This is a genomic window from Pandoraea thiooxydans (assembly GCF_001931675.1).
In the GTDB taxonomy this organism is placed as follows: Bacteria; Pseudomonadota; Gammaproteobacteria; order Burkholderiales; family Burkholderiaceae; genus Pandoraea; species Pandoraea thiooxydans.
Map to the genome: position 1 here is coordinate 3,264,408 of NZ_CP014839.1, position 16,484 is coordinate 3,280,891.

At 62.5% G+C, this 16,484-nt stretch carries 17 protein-coding genes; 10 read left to right on the forward strand and 7 right to left on the reverse strand.

What is annotated here, in order from left to right; translation table 11 throughout:
* Nucleotides 1–38 precede the first annotated feature (38 nt).
* From PATSB16_RS14910 to PATSB16_RS14925, 4 genes are read right to left on the reverse strand one after another with little or no spacing between them, the layout of a single operon-like run.
* On the reverse strand, nt 39–767 hold the full coding sequence (locus PATSB16_RS14910; protein ID WP_047214880.1) for an amino acid ABC transporter ATP-binding protein: 729 nt from the start codon (nt 765–767) through the stop codon (nt 39–41).
* Nucleotides 748–1,404 carry an amino acid ABC transporter permease gene (locus PATSB16_RS14915; RefSeq protein ID WP_047214881.1) on the reverse strand — a complete coding sequence of 219 codons (657 nt, stop codon included), beginning with the start codon at nt 1,402–1,404 and terminating at the stop codon, nt 748–750. Before PATSB16_RS14915 ends, PATSB16_RS14910 begins: the two co-directional genes overlap by 20 nt.
* Nucleotides 1,404–2,069, reverse strand: a complete 666-nt coding sequence (locus PATSB16_RS14920) for an amino acid ABC transporter permease (RefSeq protein WP_047214882.1) — start codon at nt 2,067–2,069, stop codon at nt 1,404–1,406. The genes PATSB16_RS14915 and PATSB16_RS14920 overlap by 1 nt, the downstream gene beginning before the upstream one ends.
* Nucleotides 2,070–2,110: 41 nt before the next feature.
* Nucleotides 2,111–2,902, reverse strand: a complete 792-nt coding sequence (locus tag PATSB16_RS14925; protein ID WP_047214883.1) for a transporter substrate-binding domain-containing protein — start codon at nt 2,900–2,902, stop codon at nt 2,111–2,113.
* Between the two features lie 518 nt (nt 2,903–3,420).
* Between PATSB16_RS14925 and PATSB16_RS14930 the strand changes: the two genes are divergently transcribed.
* The 8 genes from PATSB16_RS14930 (at nt 3,421) to PATSB16_RS14965 (ending at nt 11,986) form a co-directional block, all read left to right on the forward strand.
* Nucleotides 3,421–5,136 (forward strand): putative bifunctional diguanylate cyclase/phosphodiesterase, encoded by a 1,716-nt coding sequence (locus tag PATSB16_RS14930; protein WP_047214884.1) that lies wholly within the window; start codon nt 3,421–3,423, stop codon nt 5,134–5,136.
* A 410-nt stretch (nt 5,137–5,546) separates the two neighbouring features.
* Nucleotides 5,547–6,803, forward strand: a complete 1,257-nt coding sequence (locus tag PATSB16_RS14935) for an ABC transporter substrate-binding protein (RefSeq protein ID WP_047214885.1) — start codon at nt 5,547–5,549, stop codon at nt 6,801–6,803.
* Nucleotides 6,804–7,002: 199 nt separating this feature from the next.
* Nucleotides 7,003–7,872, forward strand: a complete 870-nt coding sequence (locus PATSB16_RS14940; protein ID WP_047214886.1) for a branched-chain amino acid ABC transporter permease — start codon at nt 7,003–7,005, stop codon at nt 7,870–7,872.
* 53 nt (nt 7,873–7,925) lie between these two features.
* Nucleotides 7,926–8,819 (forward strand): branched-chain amino acid ABC transporter permease, encoded by an 894-nt coding sequence (locus PATSB16_RS14945; RefSeq protein WP_083566891.1) that lies wholly within the window; start codon nt 7,926–7,928, stop codon nt 8,817–8,819.
* On the forward strand, nt 8,816–9,565 hold the full coding sequence (locus PATSB16_RS14950; RefSeq protein WP_047214888.1) for an ABC transporter ATP-binding protein: 750 nt from the start codon (nt 8,816–8,818) through the stop codon (nt 9,563–9,565). The genes PATSB16_RS14945 and PATSB16_RS14950 overlap by 4 nt, the downstream gene beginning before the upstream one ends.
* Complete coding sequence (locus PATSB16_RS14955) at nt 9,562–10,284, forward strand: ABC transporter ATP-binding protein (RefSeq protein ID WP_047214889.1); 723 nt, start codon at nt 9,562–9,564, stop codon at nt 10,282–10,284. The genes PATSB16_RS14950 and PATSB16_RS14955 overlap by 4 nt, the downstream gene beginning before the upstream one ends.
* 78 nt (nt 10,285–10,362) lie before the next feature.
* Nucleotides 10,363–11,577 (forward strand): chromate efflux transporter, encoded by a 1,215-nt coding sequence (chrA, locus tag PATSB16_RS14960; RefSeq protein WP_047214890.1) that lies wholly within the window; start codon nt 10,363–10,365, stop codon nt 11,575–11,577.
* Nucleotides 11,578–11,734: 157 nt separating this feature from the next.
* Nucleotides 11,735–11,986, forward strand: a complete 252-nt coding sequence (locus PATSB16_RS14965; protein ID WP_047214891.1) for a GlsB/YeaQ/YmgE family stress response membrane protein — start codon at nt 11,735–11,737, stop codon at nt 11,984–11,986.
* An 85-nt stretch (nt 11,987–12,071) separates the two neighbouring features.
* On the opposite strand, the gene PATSB16_RS14970 is transcribed toward PATSB16_RS14965, so the two are convergent.
* The 3 genes from PATSB16_RS14970 to PATSB16_RS14980 all read right to left on the reverse strand — a co-directional run bounded on the left by PATSB16_RS14970 (nt 12,072) and on the right by PATSB16_RS14980 (nt 13,882).
* Complete coding sequence (locus PATSB16_RS14970) at nt 12,072–12,374, reverse strand: PepSY domain-containing protein (RefSeq protein ID WP_047214892.1); 303 nt, start codon at nt 12,372–12,374, stop codon at nt 12,072–12,074.
* A 119-nt stretch (nt 12,375–12,493) separates the two neighbouring features.
* A complete protein-coding gene (locus tag PATSB16_RS14975) occupies nt 12,494–12,889 on the reverse strand; it encodes a PilZ domain-containing protein (protein WP_257786657.1) in 396 nt (131 codons plus the stop codon).
* Nucleotides 12,890–12,970: 81 nt separating this feature from the next.
* On the reverse strand, nt 12,971–13,882 hold the full coding sequence (locus PATSB16_RS14980) for a LysR substrate-binding domain-containing protein (protein ID WP_047214894.1): 912 nt from the start codon (nt 13,880–13,882) through the stop codon (nt 12,971–12,973).
* A 373-nt stretch (nt 13,883–14,255) separates the two neighbouring features.
* Between PATSB16_RS14980 and PATSB16_RS14985 the strand changes: the two genes are divergently transcribed.
* Both PATSB16_RS14985 and PATSB16_RS14990 read left to right on the forward strand, forming a co-directional pair.
* Nucleotides 14,256–15,107: a transporter substrate-binding domain-containing protein gene (locus PATSB16_RS14985; RefSeq protein ID WP_156884772.1), complete on the forward strand. Its 852-nt coding sequence runs from the start codon at nt 14,256–14,258 to the stop codon at nt 15,105–15,107.
* 70 nt (nt 15,108–15,177) lie between these two features.
* Entirely contained in the window at nt 15,178–16,473 is a 1,296-nt protein-coding gene (locus tag PATSB16_RS14990) for an NAD(P)/FAD-dependent oxidoreductase (protein WP_047214895.1), read from the forward strand.
* The last annotated feature ends 11 nt before the right edge of the window (nt 16,474–16,484 follow it).

Genomic DNA, 16,484 nt, shown 5'->3' on the forward strand with positions numbered 1-16,484 from the left:
ACGTCGCTGGTGTCTGCCGTCAGGTTCGGAACGAACATCTAATTTATCGAACTGATGAAGCTCGACAACTCGGCGGTGGCGGGCCTGGCAAATAGTTCGCGTGGCGAGCCCGATTCGTGGACGCGCCCGTGGTGCATGAACACCAGTTGATCGCTCACTTCGCGGGCAAAGCGCATTTCGTGCGTGACCATGATCAGCGTCATGCCTTCGGCGGCCAGTTGTCGCACGACGTTGAGCACCTCGTTGACCAGTTCCGGGTCGAGCGCCGAGGTGATCTCGTCGCACAGCAATACCTGCGGCTGCATCGCCAGCGCACGGGCAATCGCCACGCGCTGCTGCTGGCCGCCGGAGAGCTGGTCTGGAAACGCGGCGAATTTGTCGGCCAGACCGACCTTGGCCAGCATTTCCTCGGCCAGTGCACGGCACTGCGTCTTGGACCGCTTCAATACCAGGCGCGGCGCCAGCATGACGTTCTCCCCTGCGCTCAAATGAGGGAACAGGTTGAACTGCTGGAACACCATGCCGACCGCGCGGCGCAGCGCGAGCAAATCGCCGTTGCCAGCTTCGACCCGGCGCCCGGCCACTTCGATCTGCCCGGCGTCGAAGGTCTCGAGTCCGTTGATGGTGCGCAGCAAAGTGCTCTTGCCCGAGCCGCTTCGGCCGATGATCGCCACCACACCGGCCGCCTCGACGCTCAGATCGATGCCCTTGAGGACATGGTTGGTGCCGAAATGCTTGTGGAGTTGACTAATGGTGACGAGCGGCATGCAAATTCCTTTCGAGACGGCGGGAGAACAGCGAAAGCGGATAACACAGCAGGAAATAGCCCACTGCCACCATGCTGTAGACAAGAAAGGGCTGGTAGGTCGCGTTGGCTACCATGCCGCCCATGCGGGTCAGTTCACTGAAACCGATGATCGAGGTGACCGCAGTGGCTTTGACCACCTGCACCGAGAAGCCGACCGTCGGCGCGATCGCAAGGCGCGCGGCTTGCGGCATCACGACCCGCCACATCTGCTGCGAATAGGTCAAGGCCAGTGCCGACGAAGCTTCCCACTGGCCACGCGGCACGGCCTCCACGCAGCCGCGCCAGATCTCCGACAGAAACGCGCTGGTAAACAGCGTCAGCGCCACCGCGGCGGCCAGCCAGGGCGGCACATCGATCCCCCACAACGCCAGCCCGAAAAACACGATAAAGAGCTGCATAAGCAGCGGCGTGCCCTGAAACACTTCGATGTAGGCCTTGCTGACGCGGCGGGCGAAGGCCACCCGGCTCACGCGCATGAACAGCAGCAGCAAACCCACCGCGCCGCCGAGCAAGAACGCCACCAGCGCCAGCAGCACGGTCCATCGCAAGCCCAGCAACAGACCGTGCACGATGTCCCATAGGGTGAATCCGCCCATCACGGTCTCCTCGATAACACGGCGCGGCCGAACCACAGCAGCACGCGGCGCAGCGCAATCGCCAGGATCAGATAAATACCGGCCGCGACAAAGTAGGTCTCGAAGGCACGGAAATTACGCGACTGGATGAACTCGGCGGCAAACGTCAGTTCGGTAGCCGAAATCTGCGCGCAGACCGACGAGCCCAGCATGACGATGATCACTTGGCTGGCCACGGCCGGCCAGACACGGGTGAGCGCCGGGCGCAGCACCACGTGACGGAACAACTGGGCACGCGTGAGCGCCAGCGACTGCCCCGCTTCGAACTGCCCGCGCGGCGTCGCCTCGATACCCGCACGAACGATCTCGGTGCAGTAGGCGCCGAGATTGATCACCATCGCCAGGATCGACGCCTCCCAGGCATTCATTTTCACGCCCAGCGACGGCAGGCCGAAGAAGATAAAAAACAGTTGCACGAGAAACGGCGTGCTGCGGATGATCTCCACATATACCCCGAATACGGTGCGCAACACCGGCAAGCGCCAGGCGCGCGAGACGGCGCCGAGGATGCCCAGCGCCAGCCCGCACACAGTCGAGAGCGCCGTCAGCCCGATCGTGCGCAGCGCGCCGACGGCCAGCAACGTCCAGAACGGCGCGAGGGCGGCAAAATCAAAGTGATAGGTCATGCGCTCACCCAGGTAGCCAAACCGTCATGGAACCCCCGTGCTCAGAATTGCTTGGGCAACGGCGCATGCAGCCATTTTTCCGAAATCCTGTTCAACGCGCCGTCGGTCTTGGCCTGAGCCAGGATTTTGTTGACCGCCGCCATCAGCGCGCCTTCATTTTTGTTGACCCCGACGTAGCACGGCGAATCCTTCATCAGAAACTTGGTTTCCAGGCGCCGCTTCGGATCGCGGCCATTGATCGTGGCGGCCACCACGTTGCCCGTGGCAATCAACGGTACCTGCCCCGAAAGGTAAGCCGAGATGGTTGCATCGTTGTCTTCGAAACGCTGAATGGTCGTGCTCGCCGGCGCAACCTTGGTCAACTCAAGATCCTCGACGGCGCCGCGCGTGACGCCGACCGTCTTGCCAGCCAGATCGGCGGGCTTGCCGATCGCCATGTCGGCCGGACCGAAAACACCGTTGAAGAACGGTGCATAAGGGTCGGAGAAATCAATCACCTTGGCGCGCTCGGGACTCTTGCCCAGGCTCGAAATGATCAGATCCGCCTTGCCGGTGGTCAGATAGGGAATGCGGTTATCGCTCTTGACGGGGATCAACTCAAGCTTCACGCCCAGGCCCTTGGCGATCAGTGCGCCGGTATCGATGTCATACCCCTGCGGCTTGAGGTCGGGCCCGATCGTGCCGAACGGCGGAAAGTCCTGTGGCACAGCCACCCGAAGCACGCCAGCGTGCTTGATGCTGGCGAGTTGGTCGGCATGGGCGAGCGGGGCCATCAAACAGGCGGCGGCCAGCAGGGCACCGAATAGCGAGTGAAGCGAAGCGAATGATTTCATGGAGGCTCCAAAAAGGACGTGAACTCGGTCAACGCCGGCCGGGATCGGACAGCACGAGCGCGCTTTGCCCGGCGACCTAACAGGCCGGTCAGACCACTGACCAATCACTAAGCACAGAGCGTGCCTGAGCAAGCGCTCGACGCAAAAGTCCGCGCGTAGCGTCATTTCGGCTTCGGGCCCCGGATCTCCCGGGTCATCGGCGCACCTATTTCGGGCGCGTTGCCCGCTTGCGGTGCGTCGGGCCGTCCAGCGATGGCGACTGGCTCCCAAACTGGTGGCGCGACAGGCGGCGCCCCCTCCCACCCAGGTGCTTGCGCAATTCGTGGCCGCGGCGCGCTCTGCTCGAGCCGCGGTTCACCCGCTTGTGCGCGGCGACGATGTGGCAGAATGGCGCCAACAATCCGGCACCGAACCGGCATCGCTTGCAAAACAGGAGGGAGAAGCGAGATGAGTACGCAGGGAGTTGCGAGGCGAGAGCCGACAGCAAGGCCGCACCGCACGGACACCATGGTGCCTCGATGAGGCCGGCCATTGCCGCCTCCGGCGATGCCGGGTTCGCCCCCAGCGAGGCTGACGCCATTGAAGGGGCGCCCTATGGCATGTTCGTGTGCGATGCGAATGGCACCTTCGAATTGGTCAATGCCGCCTACGAGCAACTCACCGGATACTCCCGCGAGACGCTTATCGGGCATCGCACCTTCGGCTCGCTGCACGACTTGACCCATGCGATACGCCAGCCAGCGCAAACGCATACCACCCCGTCAGGCAATATCGAATTCGACGGCGAATGCGTCTGCCTGCATCGCAATCGCACCCGGGCGCCCGTGCACTTGGCCGTCTCCCGCATCGATGCAGCCACGCCCGGCAGACAGCGCTATGTCGGCATCGCCTTCGATCTGAAGCAGCACGCGCAATATCAGGCACGGCTGTGGTACGTGACTCATCACGACCACGTGACCCGGCTTCCGAATCAAACGCTGCTCACCGAGCGGCTGGATCTGGCGATCACCCGGTGCGCGCGGCATGGCGCCGGCTTCACGCTGTTGATCATCGAGCTCGATCAATTGCGCCAGATCGGCAACGCGCTCGGCCAACCCGCGGTCGATCTGGCATTGCAAGTGGCCGCCGAGCGTCTGCGCGGCGTGACCGGGCCCGACGACACGATCGCCTGCGTGGGCGGCACGCAATTCGTGCTGGTCGCGCAAGCCACCGGCCAACAGGCAAGCGTGCTGGTCGAATTGATACGTGCGCGCCTGGCCGAGTGGCCAGAGATCAGCCAGGCGCCGGTTTCGCTGGCGGCCAGCATCGGCGGCGTGTGCTTCCCCGAGCACGGCGCGACGCCGGCGCTGCTGATACGGCGTGCCAACGTGGCGCTGGCCGAGGCCAAGCGCGCGGGCAGCGGTCAATCGCGCTTTTTTTGCGCGGCCATGGAGGCCGAATCGACCCGCCAACTGGAACTAGAAACCCTGCTGCGCGGCGCGATCGATAACCGGCAATTACACCTGGTGTACCAACCGCAAATCACACTGGCCACCGGCGAGCTGGTGCTGGCCGAAACCCTGCTGCGCTGGCGCCATCCGACCCGCGGAGCGATCAGCCCCGCCGAATTCATTCCAGTGGCGGAAAAATCGGGATTGATCGATCAGTTGGGCGAGTGGGTCATTCGCAACGCGTGCCGCGAAGCAAGCCAGTTGCTGCGCCGCGTGCGCAATATGCCGCGTATTTCGGTCAATGTGTCACCACAGCAACTCCAGCGCCAGGATGTGCTGGGCATCGTCACGCGCGCGCTGGACGAAAATGCGCTCGAAGCGCGCTACCTCGAAGTGGAAATCACCGAAGGCGTGCTGCTCGAGCATACCGACACGGCGCTGGAAACGATTCAGGCGCTGCGCCGGCTCGGGGTCGAAATCGCGGTTGACGATTTCGGCACCGGTTATTCGAGCCTGGCGTATCTGACGCGCCTGCCGGTCGATCGGTTGAAAATCGACCAGTCGTTCATTCGCCGGATGCTGAGCGATCCGCAATGCCACGCGATCGTCGAGGCGGTCATCGCCATGGCCCACGCGCTGAAGTTGCGCGTGACGGCCGAAGGGGTGGAGAGCGCGGCGCACGCCGCACGGCTGACGGATCTCGGCTGCGACGAAGCACAGGGCTTCTGGTTTTCCCGGCCGCTGAGCCAGCAGGGTCTGTACAACGTCCTGCGTCCGCTCGATGGCGGAGCATTGCCAGGTTAAGACGTCAACGCGCGACCGGGTTGCCGGGGCGCACTTGGTGTTAACCCGCGCCGCAGCAATTGCTTATCGGCCCCGCACTCCTCCCCCAGCCCGGGCTGGCGAGCCGTGCGAGGCGGCGAGCTATCCCGAGCCGCTCTACATCTGCGTGAAAACCCCTAAGACTTTATTGTGACGAAGTACGGCGATCCTGTCGTATATTGTTACCAGCGATGCGATAGGACTGCTTGACAGACAGCATCCTGCCAATTCGTAAAAATGTCGGTGTACTAGCGCATTCGAAAGAACGGCCACGCCGCCCCGGGGATTATCCCAAGACGATCGTAGGCCTCCAGGAGACACGCAGCGTCATCTCGTCGCTCAGAGTCATGTAACGCGCGTCGAGAGCGTTGACCAGACAAGGAGAAACACAGATGGACGATCAAACACCTTCCGGGAATCAAAAACGCAGAACCGTCCTGAAGGCCGCCGCTGCAGTCGGCGCCCTGCAAGTCGCGGCTCCCTTCATCATCAAGGCACGCGGCGAAGTACCCGTGCGCTTCGGACTCGATAATCCACTGACCGGCACGTACGCCGAACTCGGTAAAAACGAACGAGTCGGCTGCGAGCTCGCGATCGAACAGATCAACGCCAAGGGTGGCGTCCTGGGCCGGCCGGCGGAACTGCTGGTCGAGGACTCGACCAGTGCCGACACCGGCACGGCAGTGCAGAAGGCTCGCAAGTTGATCAGCCGCGACAAGGTGAATTTCCTGCTCGGCAACGTCAATTCGGCAATGGCGCTGGCGATGGGCCAGGTTGCCAACGAACTCAAGACGCTGCTGATCGTCACGGGTGGACACACCGATGCCGTGACCGGCACCGACTGCCACTGGAACGTGTTCCGGGTCTGCAACACGACCCGCATGGAAACCAATTCGGTCTCGAAACTGCTGTTCGAAAAGTACGGCAAAAAGTGGTTCTTCATCACCCCCGACTATGCGTTCGGACACACGCTGCAGCAAGGCTTCGAGGCCAGCCTGAAGAAATTTGGCGGGACCGAAGTCGGTGCGGCGCTGACGCCGCTGGGCACCAGCGATTACTCGTCATATCTGATCAAGGCCGAAGCCGCCAAGCCCGACGTGATCATCTTCTTGACGGCCGGCAACGATGCGGTCAACTCGCTCAAGCAGGCGGTGCAGTTCGGTCTGAACAAGCGCTTCCACATCGCCGGCGCCCAGCAGGAGCTCGAAGTGCTGGAAGGCTTGCCGCCTGAAGCCCGCATCGGCACCTGGGTGTTCGAATGGTACTGGCGGCAGAAAAACGTGCCGCACCTGGATGAGTTCGTCGCCGCGATCAAGAAGAAGGCCGGCCGCGTGCCGACCGCGCGGCACTGGTTCGGCTATGTCGCCACCTGGACCGCGGCGCTCGTCGCCAATCAGGAAAAGACGCTCGACTCGGTCAAGCTTGCCAAGGCACTCGAGGGTTTCAAGCTGCCCCCGGAAATCGCCCTGATGCCGGACACGCCGTTCTATCGGGCCGGCGACCATCAACTGATGCCCAATCTCTATGTCGGGCATGCGGTATCCCAGGGGCCGGTGCCGGACGACTACTTCCACGTCGACAGCGTGGTCAAGGGCGTGGACGTCGCGCTGCCAGTCGCCGAGACCGGCTGCAAGATCAAGTGGTCCTGAGCGGGTTATCGATCGGCCGGCCGGCTGCAAAGCTGGCCGGTGCGCCCAGCCGGCTGATCGACACAAAACTCATGAATCGCTGACACCGATTCATTTCGAACATCAAAACATAATAAAAAGCAATCGCCGAACCACAATCGCGCGGCACGCTGCCACAAGCATGTGCCGCGCCTCAGGAACATATCGACGGTAGCATGGCATGACACAACTCATTCTGTTCAATCTATTCAACGGGGTGATCATCGGCGCGTTCTACGCGCTCATGGCCCTCGGCCTTTCCCTCATTCTCAACCTGAGCGGCGTCATCAACTTCGCGCACGGCGGCTTTCTGGCGGTGGGCGCGTACCTGGCCTACACGATGATGCCGTACACCGGCTTCTGGCTGGCGCTGGTCATCGCACCGCTGCTGACCGCCGTGCTGGGGTTGGCGGTCGAGCGTGTGCTGATTCGCCCGCTGTATGGGCGTGATCCGCTGTACAGCCTGCTGCTGACGTTCGGCCTGGCGTTCATGCTGCAGGATGGCACGCGCTATATCTGGGGTCCGCAAACCTTGCCGTTCCAGGTCCCCTCGGCACTGACCACACCGCTGAGCGACACGTTCTTCTTCCTGACCGGTTATCGCGTGCTGATGATGGTCCTGGCAGTCGCTGCCGTGGCAGGCCTGTTCCTGATCCTCAACCGCACCCGGCTGGGCATGCGCATCCGCGCGGGCACCGCCGATCTGGATACCGTGTCGGTGCTGGGCGTCAACGTGCGGATCCTGCGCAACCTGAACTTCGGACTGGGCATCTACCTGGCCGGACTGGCAGGCATCCTGGCGGCGGGTCAGCTCGGGCTCGAGCCGACCATCGGCGATTCGCTGATCATGCCCAGCTTCGTGGCGATCATCGTCGGCGGGCTCGGCAGCCTGCCCGGCACCTTGCTGGGCGGCATTCTGATCGGCGTGGCATCGAGCTTGACCTCGGTGTTTTTCCCCTCGGCGACCGAGGCAGTGATGTACGTGATGATGGCGCTGGTGCTGCTGATTCGGCCGCGCGGCCTGTTGGGTGAAGAAGGGAGAGTGCAGTGAGCGAACATTACAAGCGCAGTGGACACCTGCTGGTGTGGTTGGCCCTGCTGACCATGCCGTTCTGGATTAACTTGATTGGCGGTTATACCGCGTTGGGCAGCCGCATTGTGGTGATGGCACTGGCGGCCATGTCGCTGAATTTCCTGCTCGGTTACACAGGTGTGCTGTCCTTTGGACACGCCGCTTATTTCGGGCTGGGCGCCTATGGCGTGGGCATGACCATCAAGTATCTGGCGCCGAGCACGCCGCTGGGAATCCTGATCGGGATCACCGTCGGGACCGTTGCCGCGGCAGTGATCGGCGCCCTGATCGTGCGCCTGCGCGGGGTTTATTTCGCCATGGCGACGATCGCGTTCGGCCAGGTGTTCTACTTCATCGCGTTCCGCTGGAACTCGGTGACCGGCGGCGACGATGGGCTCTCGGGCTGGCGGCGCGTGCCGATCGACCTGGGCTTTCACACGCTGAACATCGGGGGTAGCGAGACAACCTTCTATTACTTCGTGCTGGCGTGCTTTGCGGTGGCCGTGGCGATCATGGCCGCGCTGCTGCGCTCGCCGTTCGGCCGCACCTTGCTGGCCATCCGCGAGAACGAGCGGCGAGCGCGCTTCCTTGGCGTGCCGATCGAATTCCATATTTGGCTTTCGTTCGTGATTTCGTGTCTCTTTGTCAGCGTGGCCGGCACGCTCTACGCCCTGCTCAACAACTTCGCCGACCCGCACGGTCTGCACTGGAGCCAGTCGGGCGATTTCGTCATCATGGCGGTGCTCGGCGGCATGCGATCGTTCTGGGGCCCATTGATCGGCGCGGCGATCTTCGTGTTCGTGCAGGATTTCATCTCGAGCCGGACCGACAACTGGATGTCGTTCATCGGTCTTTTCTTTATTCTCATCGTGCTGTTCTTCCCGCGTGGCGTGCTGGGTATGATCCGCAGAAAGGCGAACTCATGAGCTTACTGGTCGTCGAGAACGTCTCCCGTCATTTCGGCAGCCTGCGCGCGGTCAACGAAGTCTCACTGACCGTCGAGCCAGGCGAGATGCGTGCGGTGATCGGCCCCAACGGCGCGGGCAAGACCACTTTTTTCAACCTGATCAGCGGCTTCTTCCCTCCGTCGTCGGGCCGCATTCTTTTCGATGGGCAGGACATCACCGAAATGGGCTCGCATCAGCGCGTGACGCTGGGCATGGCGCGCACGTTTCAGATCACCGAAATCTTTCCGGAACTCACGGTGCGCGACAACGTGCGCATCCCGGTCGAGGTCGAAGCGGGCTACCGGCTCAGTCCGTGGCTATCGCGCGCGGCCAAGGCCCGCGTGCGCGAGCGCGTCGACGAACTGCTCGAAATGGGCGGGCTGACGGCCAAGGCCAATCATGTGGCGGGCGAATTGCCGCTGGGCGACCAGCGCTCGACCGAGATCATCATGTCGCTCGCGCTCAAGCCGCGCCTGCTGCTGCTCGACGAGCCGACCGCCGGCATGGGCGACCAGGAAACCTATGACGTCACCCAGCTGATTCGCGATCTGAACCGGCGCCAGGGGCTGTCGATGGTGCTCATCGAGCACGATATGCGGGTGATCTTTCAGTTGGCACAGCGCATCATGGTGCTGGCCGAGGGGCAAGTGCTGGCCGAAGGCACGCCTGCCGATATTGCCGCCAGCGAGGAAGTGCAAGCGGCCTACCTGGGGAAAGCCAAATGAATGTCCTGGAAGCCGAGGGCTTGCACACCTACTACGGCAAGAGTCATATCCTGCACGGCGTGTCTTTTCAGGTTGCCGAAGGCGAGATCGTCACACTGCTCGGGCGCAACGGCGCCGGCAAGACCACCACCCTGCGCAGTCTGGTCGGATTGACCCGCGCGCGTGAAGGCACGGTCAAGATTCTGGGCCAGGACACCACCGCGTTGCCGCCGTTCCGGATTGCGGCGCTGGGCGTGGGCTACGTGCCGGAGGGGCGGCGCGTGTTCGGCAATCTGACCGTCGAAGAGAACCTGATGGTGCCGCTCGAGCGCCCGGGGCCGTGGAATATCGAGCGCATCTACGGCTTGTTTCCGCGGCTCAAGGAGCGGCGCATGAACAAGGGGCGGCAGCTCTCGGGCGGCGAGCAGGAGATGCTCGCCATCTCGCGCGCGCTGATGCTCAACCCAAAGATCCTGCTGCTCGACGAGCCGTCGCAGGGACTCGCGCCACTGATCGTCCAGGAAGTGTTCGACGTGATCGTGGCGGTGCGGCGCGAAGGCATGTCAGTGCTGCTGGTCGAACAGAACGTGCGTGCCGCGGTGGAAATCGCCGATACCGCCTGCGTGCTCGACGACGGACGCGTGGTGTACCAGGGCTCAGCCAAGGAGTTCGGCAGCGACGAGGCCCGCGTGCGCTCGCTGGCAGGCGCCAGTGTGGAGAATTGGGAAGCCGCGGAATAGTCCCGCGGGCGTCGGCGCGCGCCGACGCCACCTGATTCGGCTATCATTTGCGCGACCTCAACCTCCCGGGCGCAGCCGATGCCGGCCATCGAGACAGACCGCGACACCACGCCGGAATCGACCTGGGCGATCTTCCTGGTATTTCTGCGCCTGGGGCTCACCTCGTTCGGCGGGCCGGTCGCGCACCTCGGCTATTTCCGCCATGAATTCGTCACGCGCCGTCGCTGGCTGGGCGAGCGCAGCTACGCCGATCTGGTGGCGCTGTGCCAGTTCCTGCCCGGACCGGCGAGCAGCCAGGTCGGCATGGCGCTGGGCCTGGCGCGTGGCGGGTTGCCAGGCGCCCTGGCGGCCTGGACGGGGTTCTCCCTGCCGTCGGCCATCCTGCTGTGCCTGTTTGCGCTGGGCATATCGACCTGGGGCAATGCCATCCCGACCAGCGTTCTGCATGGCCTGAAAGTCGTCGCCGTCGCGGTCGTCGCACAGGCCGTGTGGGGCATGGCGCGCAATCTCTGCACCGACACGGCGCGCGTGAGCATCGCTGCGCTGGCCGCCTGCGTGGTGTTGCGCTGGCCCTCCGCCTGGGCTCAGGTCGGCGTGATCGCGGTAGCCGCGGCAGTCGGCGTGCTGCGCTTCAAGCCAGCTCAGGCGCCCGCGCACGATCCCCTGCCGATCGCCGTGGGACGGCGCACCGGCGTCGCGCTGCTTGCTGTCTTCTTCTTCCTGCTGATCGCCTTGCCGGTCGCCCTGACGCTATGGCCCAGCCAGCCGCTGGCGCTGTTCAACGCCTTTTACCGGGCCGGCGCGCTGGTCTTCGGTGGCGGCCACGTGGTGCTGCCGTTGCTGCAGACCGCGGTCGTGCCGCCCGGCTGGGTATCCAACGAGACGTTTCTTGCCGGCTACGGCGCCGCCCAGGCTGTGCCCGGCCCGCTGTTCACCTTCTCGGCGTTTCTGGGCGCTTCGATGCGTTCGGCGCCCAACGGGTGGACCGGCGCCGCGTTATGCCTGGCCGCCATTTTCACGCCATCGTTTCTGCTGGTGGCCGGCGCCCTGCCGTTCTGGGAGCGGTTGCGGCACAGCCTGCACACCCAGGCAGCGTTCGCCGGCGTGAACGCCGCGGTGGTCGGCCTGTTGCTGGCCGCGCTCTATCGCCCGGTGTGGACCAGCGCAATCCACGGCCCGATGGATTTCGCGCTGGCGCTCGTCGCGCTCGTCGCGTTGATGTTCTGGCGCTTGCCGCCGTGGCTGGTGGTGCTCGGATGCGCCATCGCCAGCGGCCTGTTTGGCGGCATCTAGCATCGCCCGGTGAAATTGTTACTTTTGGTTAAATACCGATCGCCGCCATACTGCAATTCATGTTTTCCGGTTAGTCTTTTTGTCGTACGCAGTACCCGGTTTTAGGGTGAACACGCCGTAACCGCATCATTGGGACAACGAGAAAAGGAGAATTGCCATGGAACACGGTTTCATTGCGTGGTTGATCATCGGCGCCATCGCCGGTTGGCTGGCCGGTATTCTGGTCAAGGGCGGCGGCTTCGGCCTGATCGTCGACATCATCGTCGGGATCGTCGGCGCCTTTATCGGCGGATGGCTCGCCAGCCTGCTCGGCATCAGCGTGGGCAGCGGGTTCATCGGCTCGATCATCATCGCGGTGATCGGCGCGGTCATCCTGCTGTTCGTCATTCGCCTCATCAAGCGAGCCTGAAATATACGCCCGATGTGCGAACCGGCACCTGTGGTGCCGGTTTTCTTTTATTCGGACATCAACAAAGCAATTCCCGGGTTATCGATCAATCGGGATGAGGCCCTTCCGCCTTGTTTTCCAGCACCTTGCCAGTCTGCGCATCGACGCCAACCTCATAGGTTTTTGCGCCCGCCTTGATATCGAAGGAGTAACGCAGGCCACTGCCGCCTGACTCCTTCTCCAACTCCTCGTCGGTTACCTTGCCTGGGCGCGCTTGCAGCGCGGTAGCGCGGGCATTGTCGAGGCTGACTTTGGCCTCATTTGCATACTGCTGCCCGGAGTATGCGTGGGCAGAAACCGCCAACGCCGACAAACTCGCCATCGCCAGCACGTATACCGTCTTTCTCATATCCATTGCTCCTTAACGTGAATGGCTTGAAAAAAAGCCATGCCGCCAGTGTGCGATGCGACACTTAGATCACCGTTAGGAGAGGCGCCAGGGGATCCAACGCCGGTAAGCGAGCCCGGCTAACCGCCCCGCGCGGCCAGCCGCTCGACCCATCCGCCCAGCAAGTGCTGGTGTTCGACGTCGATTTTCCGGATATGCGCGCCCAGGCGAAACCCGTCACGCGTGAGGATGCTGTTGCGGACTTCGGCATGGATCGGCGCCGCGAGCCGTTCGCTCAAATCATCCAGACCGCGCATATGCAGCAACAGGGACACCCCGGTGCCGAGCGGGATCGTCTCGTCCGTGATGAAGCTCAGCCCTTCCCTGGAAACATCCCATACCCGCACGGGAATCTCCCTGTTCTGGAGACGAAGCGTCGCGTTCCATTTCACACGAACGCGCGGGGCCGGCCGTGCGACCGCAAGACCCGGCGAAAGACCCAGTTTATTGACAAGGCGTGATGCGTCAGAGGCCACTTTGACAGTTCCCCGGATTATTGGATTTTTATATATATTTATGTGTATAACGAACTAAATATTATCTTAATTCGCCATCTTTCACAAAGCCGCCATGTCGCCAAGGCGTGCGACGCCGTGCAGCCAATTGCTGAAGACGTCCAACGCCTCCACGTTGATCGGGTCGTCGTTGTAGGAAATGAAATAGCCGCATTCATTGCGAATGAAATGCGTGGACGGGACGGTCAGTCTATTGCTCGCCAATTCCGTGGGAATGAATATCTCCGGCACCAGGGCGACCCCCAGCCCGGACATCGCCGCGCTGGTCAACATGGTAAACAGCTCGAACCGGCAACCGCGCAACGGTTTGTAGACGTCGTCCAGGCCGGCGCTGGCAAACCACTGCGGCCATGCATCCTCACGCGAGGACAGGTGCAGCAGCGGCAATTGCGCAATCATTTCGACCGACACGCCGCGAATCGGATTGACCAATTCCGGGTGACACACCGGGATCACTCGCCCCTCGGGCAGAAGCCGCTCGCCCCGGGTTCCCTGCCACACGTCATTTCCGTAATAGATCACCGCATCGAATTGCGTGTTGTTCAAAATGAATGGATCGGATCGCGCGGTGATATTGACGTTGATGCCGGGATATTTGCCTCTGAAGTCTCGCAGTTTGGGGATCAGCCACTGCGTGGCGAATGTTGCACTGACGGCCAGATCGAGCGATGCACCCTCCTCGCGCTGATCGATCAGATCGAGCGTATTGCGCTCGATGCGGTCGAGACATTTTTTGATTTTCAGCGCGTAGCTCGAACCATAATGGGTCAGCTCGATTCTTTTCTTGACCCGCTTGAACAACACCACACCCAGGCGATGCTCGAGTCCGGTGATCTGCTTGCTGACCGCACTTTGCGTCAGATGCAACTCCTCGGCCGCGCGGGTCAGACTCTGATGCCTGGCGACGCACTCGAAGATCTCCAATGCCGTCAGACTCGGGATTGCCTTCCTCATCTATCGCCCTCCTTGACGCGAGCACTCGGCCAGACGCATCCGCCCTGCGGATCGAAGCGCCGCCGATTTTGGCCGGCTGCACCGATTCACTCGCCAGGCGCGCCGGGTTCATTCCATAAATTCATAACAACGCAACCAAATCTCAGTTTTCCAGCACAACTTTTGTGATTAATCTCTGGAAACGGATTTTGGTGGCGGTTAAAGCAAAACGCAATAGACATTCGTCCAAAAGCGACTCAAGTCCGTCTCGATAAGGAAAGTCAGTCGTCGCGGCAATGAATGATCAATGCCCTCGGCTGCCTTGTCCGTCGTGTCAAGTCGAAAAGCGCGAGCAGGCGGCATCCCTGAAGCAGACTTTTACCGGAGACACCCTATGACAAAAAAATCGTTGACCAAATTTTTCGCTGGGCTTTTGCTCGGCGCCACCGTATCGCTTGGTGCGGCCGCAGCATTTGCCGGCACCACGCTGGATCGCGTCGAGACCAGCAAGCAGATCGTCATCGCGGTAAGCGCCAAGTGGCCGCCGCACGCTTTCCTCGACAGCCACCACCAACTCGAAGGCTACGACATCGACGTCAGCAACGAGATCGCCAAGCGCCTTGGCGTGAAGGTCAAGTTCGACACACCGGATTTCAACCTGGTCACCGGCGGGCATTGGCACGGCCGCTGGGATCTGGCCGTCTTTGGCATTACCCCTACCATCGCGCGGGCCCGGGTGCTGGATTTTCCGGCGATTTATTATTACAGCGCCTATGTCTTCGTCGTGCATAAGGATTCCACGGCCAAGACCCGCGAGGATCTGAAGAACGTCGTGTTCGGCGTGGAGGGCGGCACCACGGCGGACGACTACATGCATCATGCGCTGCAAATCGATGCCAAGAGCCTGCCGCCGTTCCACTACCTGGATTTCACGCCGACCCTGAGGACCTACAAGACCTCCCTGCTGCCGTTCGAGGATCTGCGGCTGGGTAACAACGTGCGCCTGGGCGCGATCATTGCCGAGAAGGAAACCGCGATGGCGGCCATCAAGCATGGTTATCCGGTCAAGATCATTCCCAACGACATCGCGTATTGGGAGCCGGTGGGCATCGCCGCCGACAAGGGCGACCCTGCGTTCGATCAGAAAATCGCTTCGATCATCGCCGACATGAAAAAGGACGGCACCTTGAAGAAGATCAGCGAGAAGTGGTTCGGCGCGGATTACACCAGCATCAACGCCAACTAGACGCCCGGCAAACGTTGCCGGCTTCGGTCAACCCCTGAACGGCGGGGAGATATCCCCGCCCGCACACAACGTGCCTGAATACTCCGATAACTATTACACCCAAACCGCTTCTTCGACCGCCCGGTACCCTAGCCTCGCCCGGGCCGAGGAAGCCGACGTATGCGTGGTCGGCGCCGGGCTCGCGGGCCTGACGGCGGCGCTGACGCTGGCCCGCGCCGGCAAGCGGGTAATCCTGCTCGACGCCGAGAGAATTGCGTGGGGAGCATCGGGCCGCAACGGCGGGGTCGTCAGCCCGGGCTATGCGACCAGTTTCGATGCGATCGCAAAACGGGCCGGAGACGAAGCCGCCGGGCAGCTGCACCGGCTTTCGATCGAAGGCGTCGAGATCGTCAGAAATAACATCGGCCGGCTCGACATCCAGGGCACGGATCCGATCAACGGAGTGCTGCGGGTCGGGCGCTTCGACAACTCGGACGAAGTCAGAAAATACATCGCCTGGGTCGAGCGCACGTTCGACTATCCGCTGCAATTTCACACCAAGGACGAAATTCGCGCGCTGCTGGCGTCCAGGAAATATTTCAACGCGATCTACAACCCCGGCGCGTTTCATTTCCATCCGCTTAACTACGCGATCGGGCTGGCGCAGGAAATCACCCGGCTGGGTGGCCTGATCTTCGAGGACTCGCGCGCGCTCGGCATCGAGCACAGAGCAACCGTCAAGCAGGTGACGACCCGGGCAGGCTCGGTGCGCGCCAAAGACGTGTTGATCGCCTGCGGCGGCTATACCGATCGGCTCGTTCCCGCGCTGGCGCGCAGCTATATACCGATCCTGACCTACATGGTGGTTTCGCGGCCGGCCCAGACGCTGCTCGCCACCGCGATTCGAACGCGTGCCTCGATTGGAGACAGCCGCCGCTCGAGCGACTACTACCGGCTCGTCGACGGCGGCCGGCGCCTGTTGTGGGGCGGCATGATCACCACCCGGCAGGCCGAGCCCGCCCAACTGGGCGCCCTGCTCAAGCAGCGCATTGTCGATACGTATCCGCAGTTGGCCGAGCTCGAGATCGAGCGCGCGTGGTCCGGCCGCATGGCCTACGCCCGGCATCTGATGCCGCAAATCGGCACACTGGGCGGCGGCCTGTGGTACTGCACGAGCTTCGGCGGTCATGGCATGAATACCACCGCCATCGGCGGCACCGTCATTGCCGAGGCGATGCTCGGCGCCTCGGCACGCTATAAGCTGTTCAGCCCATTCGGGCTGACCTGGACCGGCGGCCCATTGGGCGCCGCGGCGGTGCAATTGACCTACTGGCGCTACCAGCTCAACGACTTTCTGCAAGAACGCAAATCGCAGGTCCACGATTAGGGTTGGAGAAT

Bases quoted from the DNA above. Each gene is read 5' to 3' on its own strand.
- chrA (WP_047214890.1), top strand. From the start codon at position 10,363: ATGCCGGCCATCGAGACAGACCGCGACACCACGCCGGAATCGACCTGG.
- PATSB16_RS14925 (WP_047214883.1), bottom strand. From the start codon at position 2,902: ATGAAATCATTCGCTTCGCTTCACTCGCTATTCGGTGCCCTGCTGGCC.
- PATSB16_RS14915 (WP_047214881.1), bottom strand. From the start codon at position 1,404: ATGGGCGGATTCACCCTATGGGACATCGTGCACGGTCTGTTGCTGGGC.
- PATSB16_RS14965 (WP_047214891.1), top strand. From the start codon at position 11,735: ATGGAACACGGTTTCATTGCGTGGTTGATCATCGGCGCCATCGCCGGT.
- PATSB16_RS14980 (WP_047214894.1), bottom strand. From the start codon at position 13,882: ATGAGGAAGGCAATCCCGAGTCTGACGGCATTGGAGATCTTCGAGTGC.
- PATSB16_RS14970 (WP_047214892.1), bottom strand. From the start codon at position 12,374: ATGAGAAAGACGGTATACGTGCTGGCGATGGCGAGTTTGTCGGCGTTG.
- PATSB16_RS14985 (WP_156884772.1), top strand. From the start codon at position 14,256: ATGACAAAAAAATCGTTGACCAAATTTTTCGCTGGGCTTTTGCTCGGC.
- PATSB16_RS14935 (WP_047214885.1), top strand. From the start codon at position 5,547: ATGGACGATCAAACACCTTCCGGGAATCAAAAACGCAGAACCGTCCTG.
- PATSB16_RS14910 (WP_047214880.1), bottom strand. From the start codon at position 767: ATGCCGCTCGTCACCATTAGTCAACTCCACAAGCATTTCGGCACCAAC.
- PATSB16_RS14940 (WP_047214886.1), top strand. From the start codon at position 7,003: ATGACACAACTCATTCTGTTCAATCTATTCAACGGGGTGATCATCGGC.
- PATSB16_RS14930 (WP_047214884.1), top strand. From the start codon at position 3,421: ATGAGGCCGGCCATTGCCGCCTCCGGCGATGCCGGGTTCGCCCCCAGC.
- PATSB16_RS14945 (WP_083566891.1), top strand. From the start codon at position 7,926: ATGCCGTTCTGGATTAACTTGATTGGCGGTTATACCGCGTTGGGCAGC.
- PATSB16_RS14955 (WP_047214889.1), top strand. From the start codon at position 9,562: ATGAATGTCCTGGAAGCCGAGGGCTTGCACACCTACTACGGCAAGAGT.
- PATSB16_RS14920 (WP_047214882.1), bottom strand. From the start codon at position 2,069: ATGACCTATCACTTTGATTTTGCCGCCCTCGCGCCGTTCTGGACGTTG.
- PATSB16_RS14950 (WP_047214888.1), top strand. From the start codon at position 8,816: ATGAGCTTACTGGTCGTCGAGAACGTCTCCCGTCATTTCGGCAGCCTG.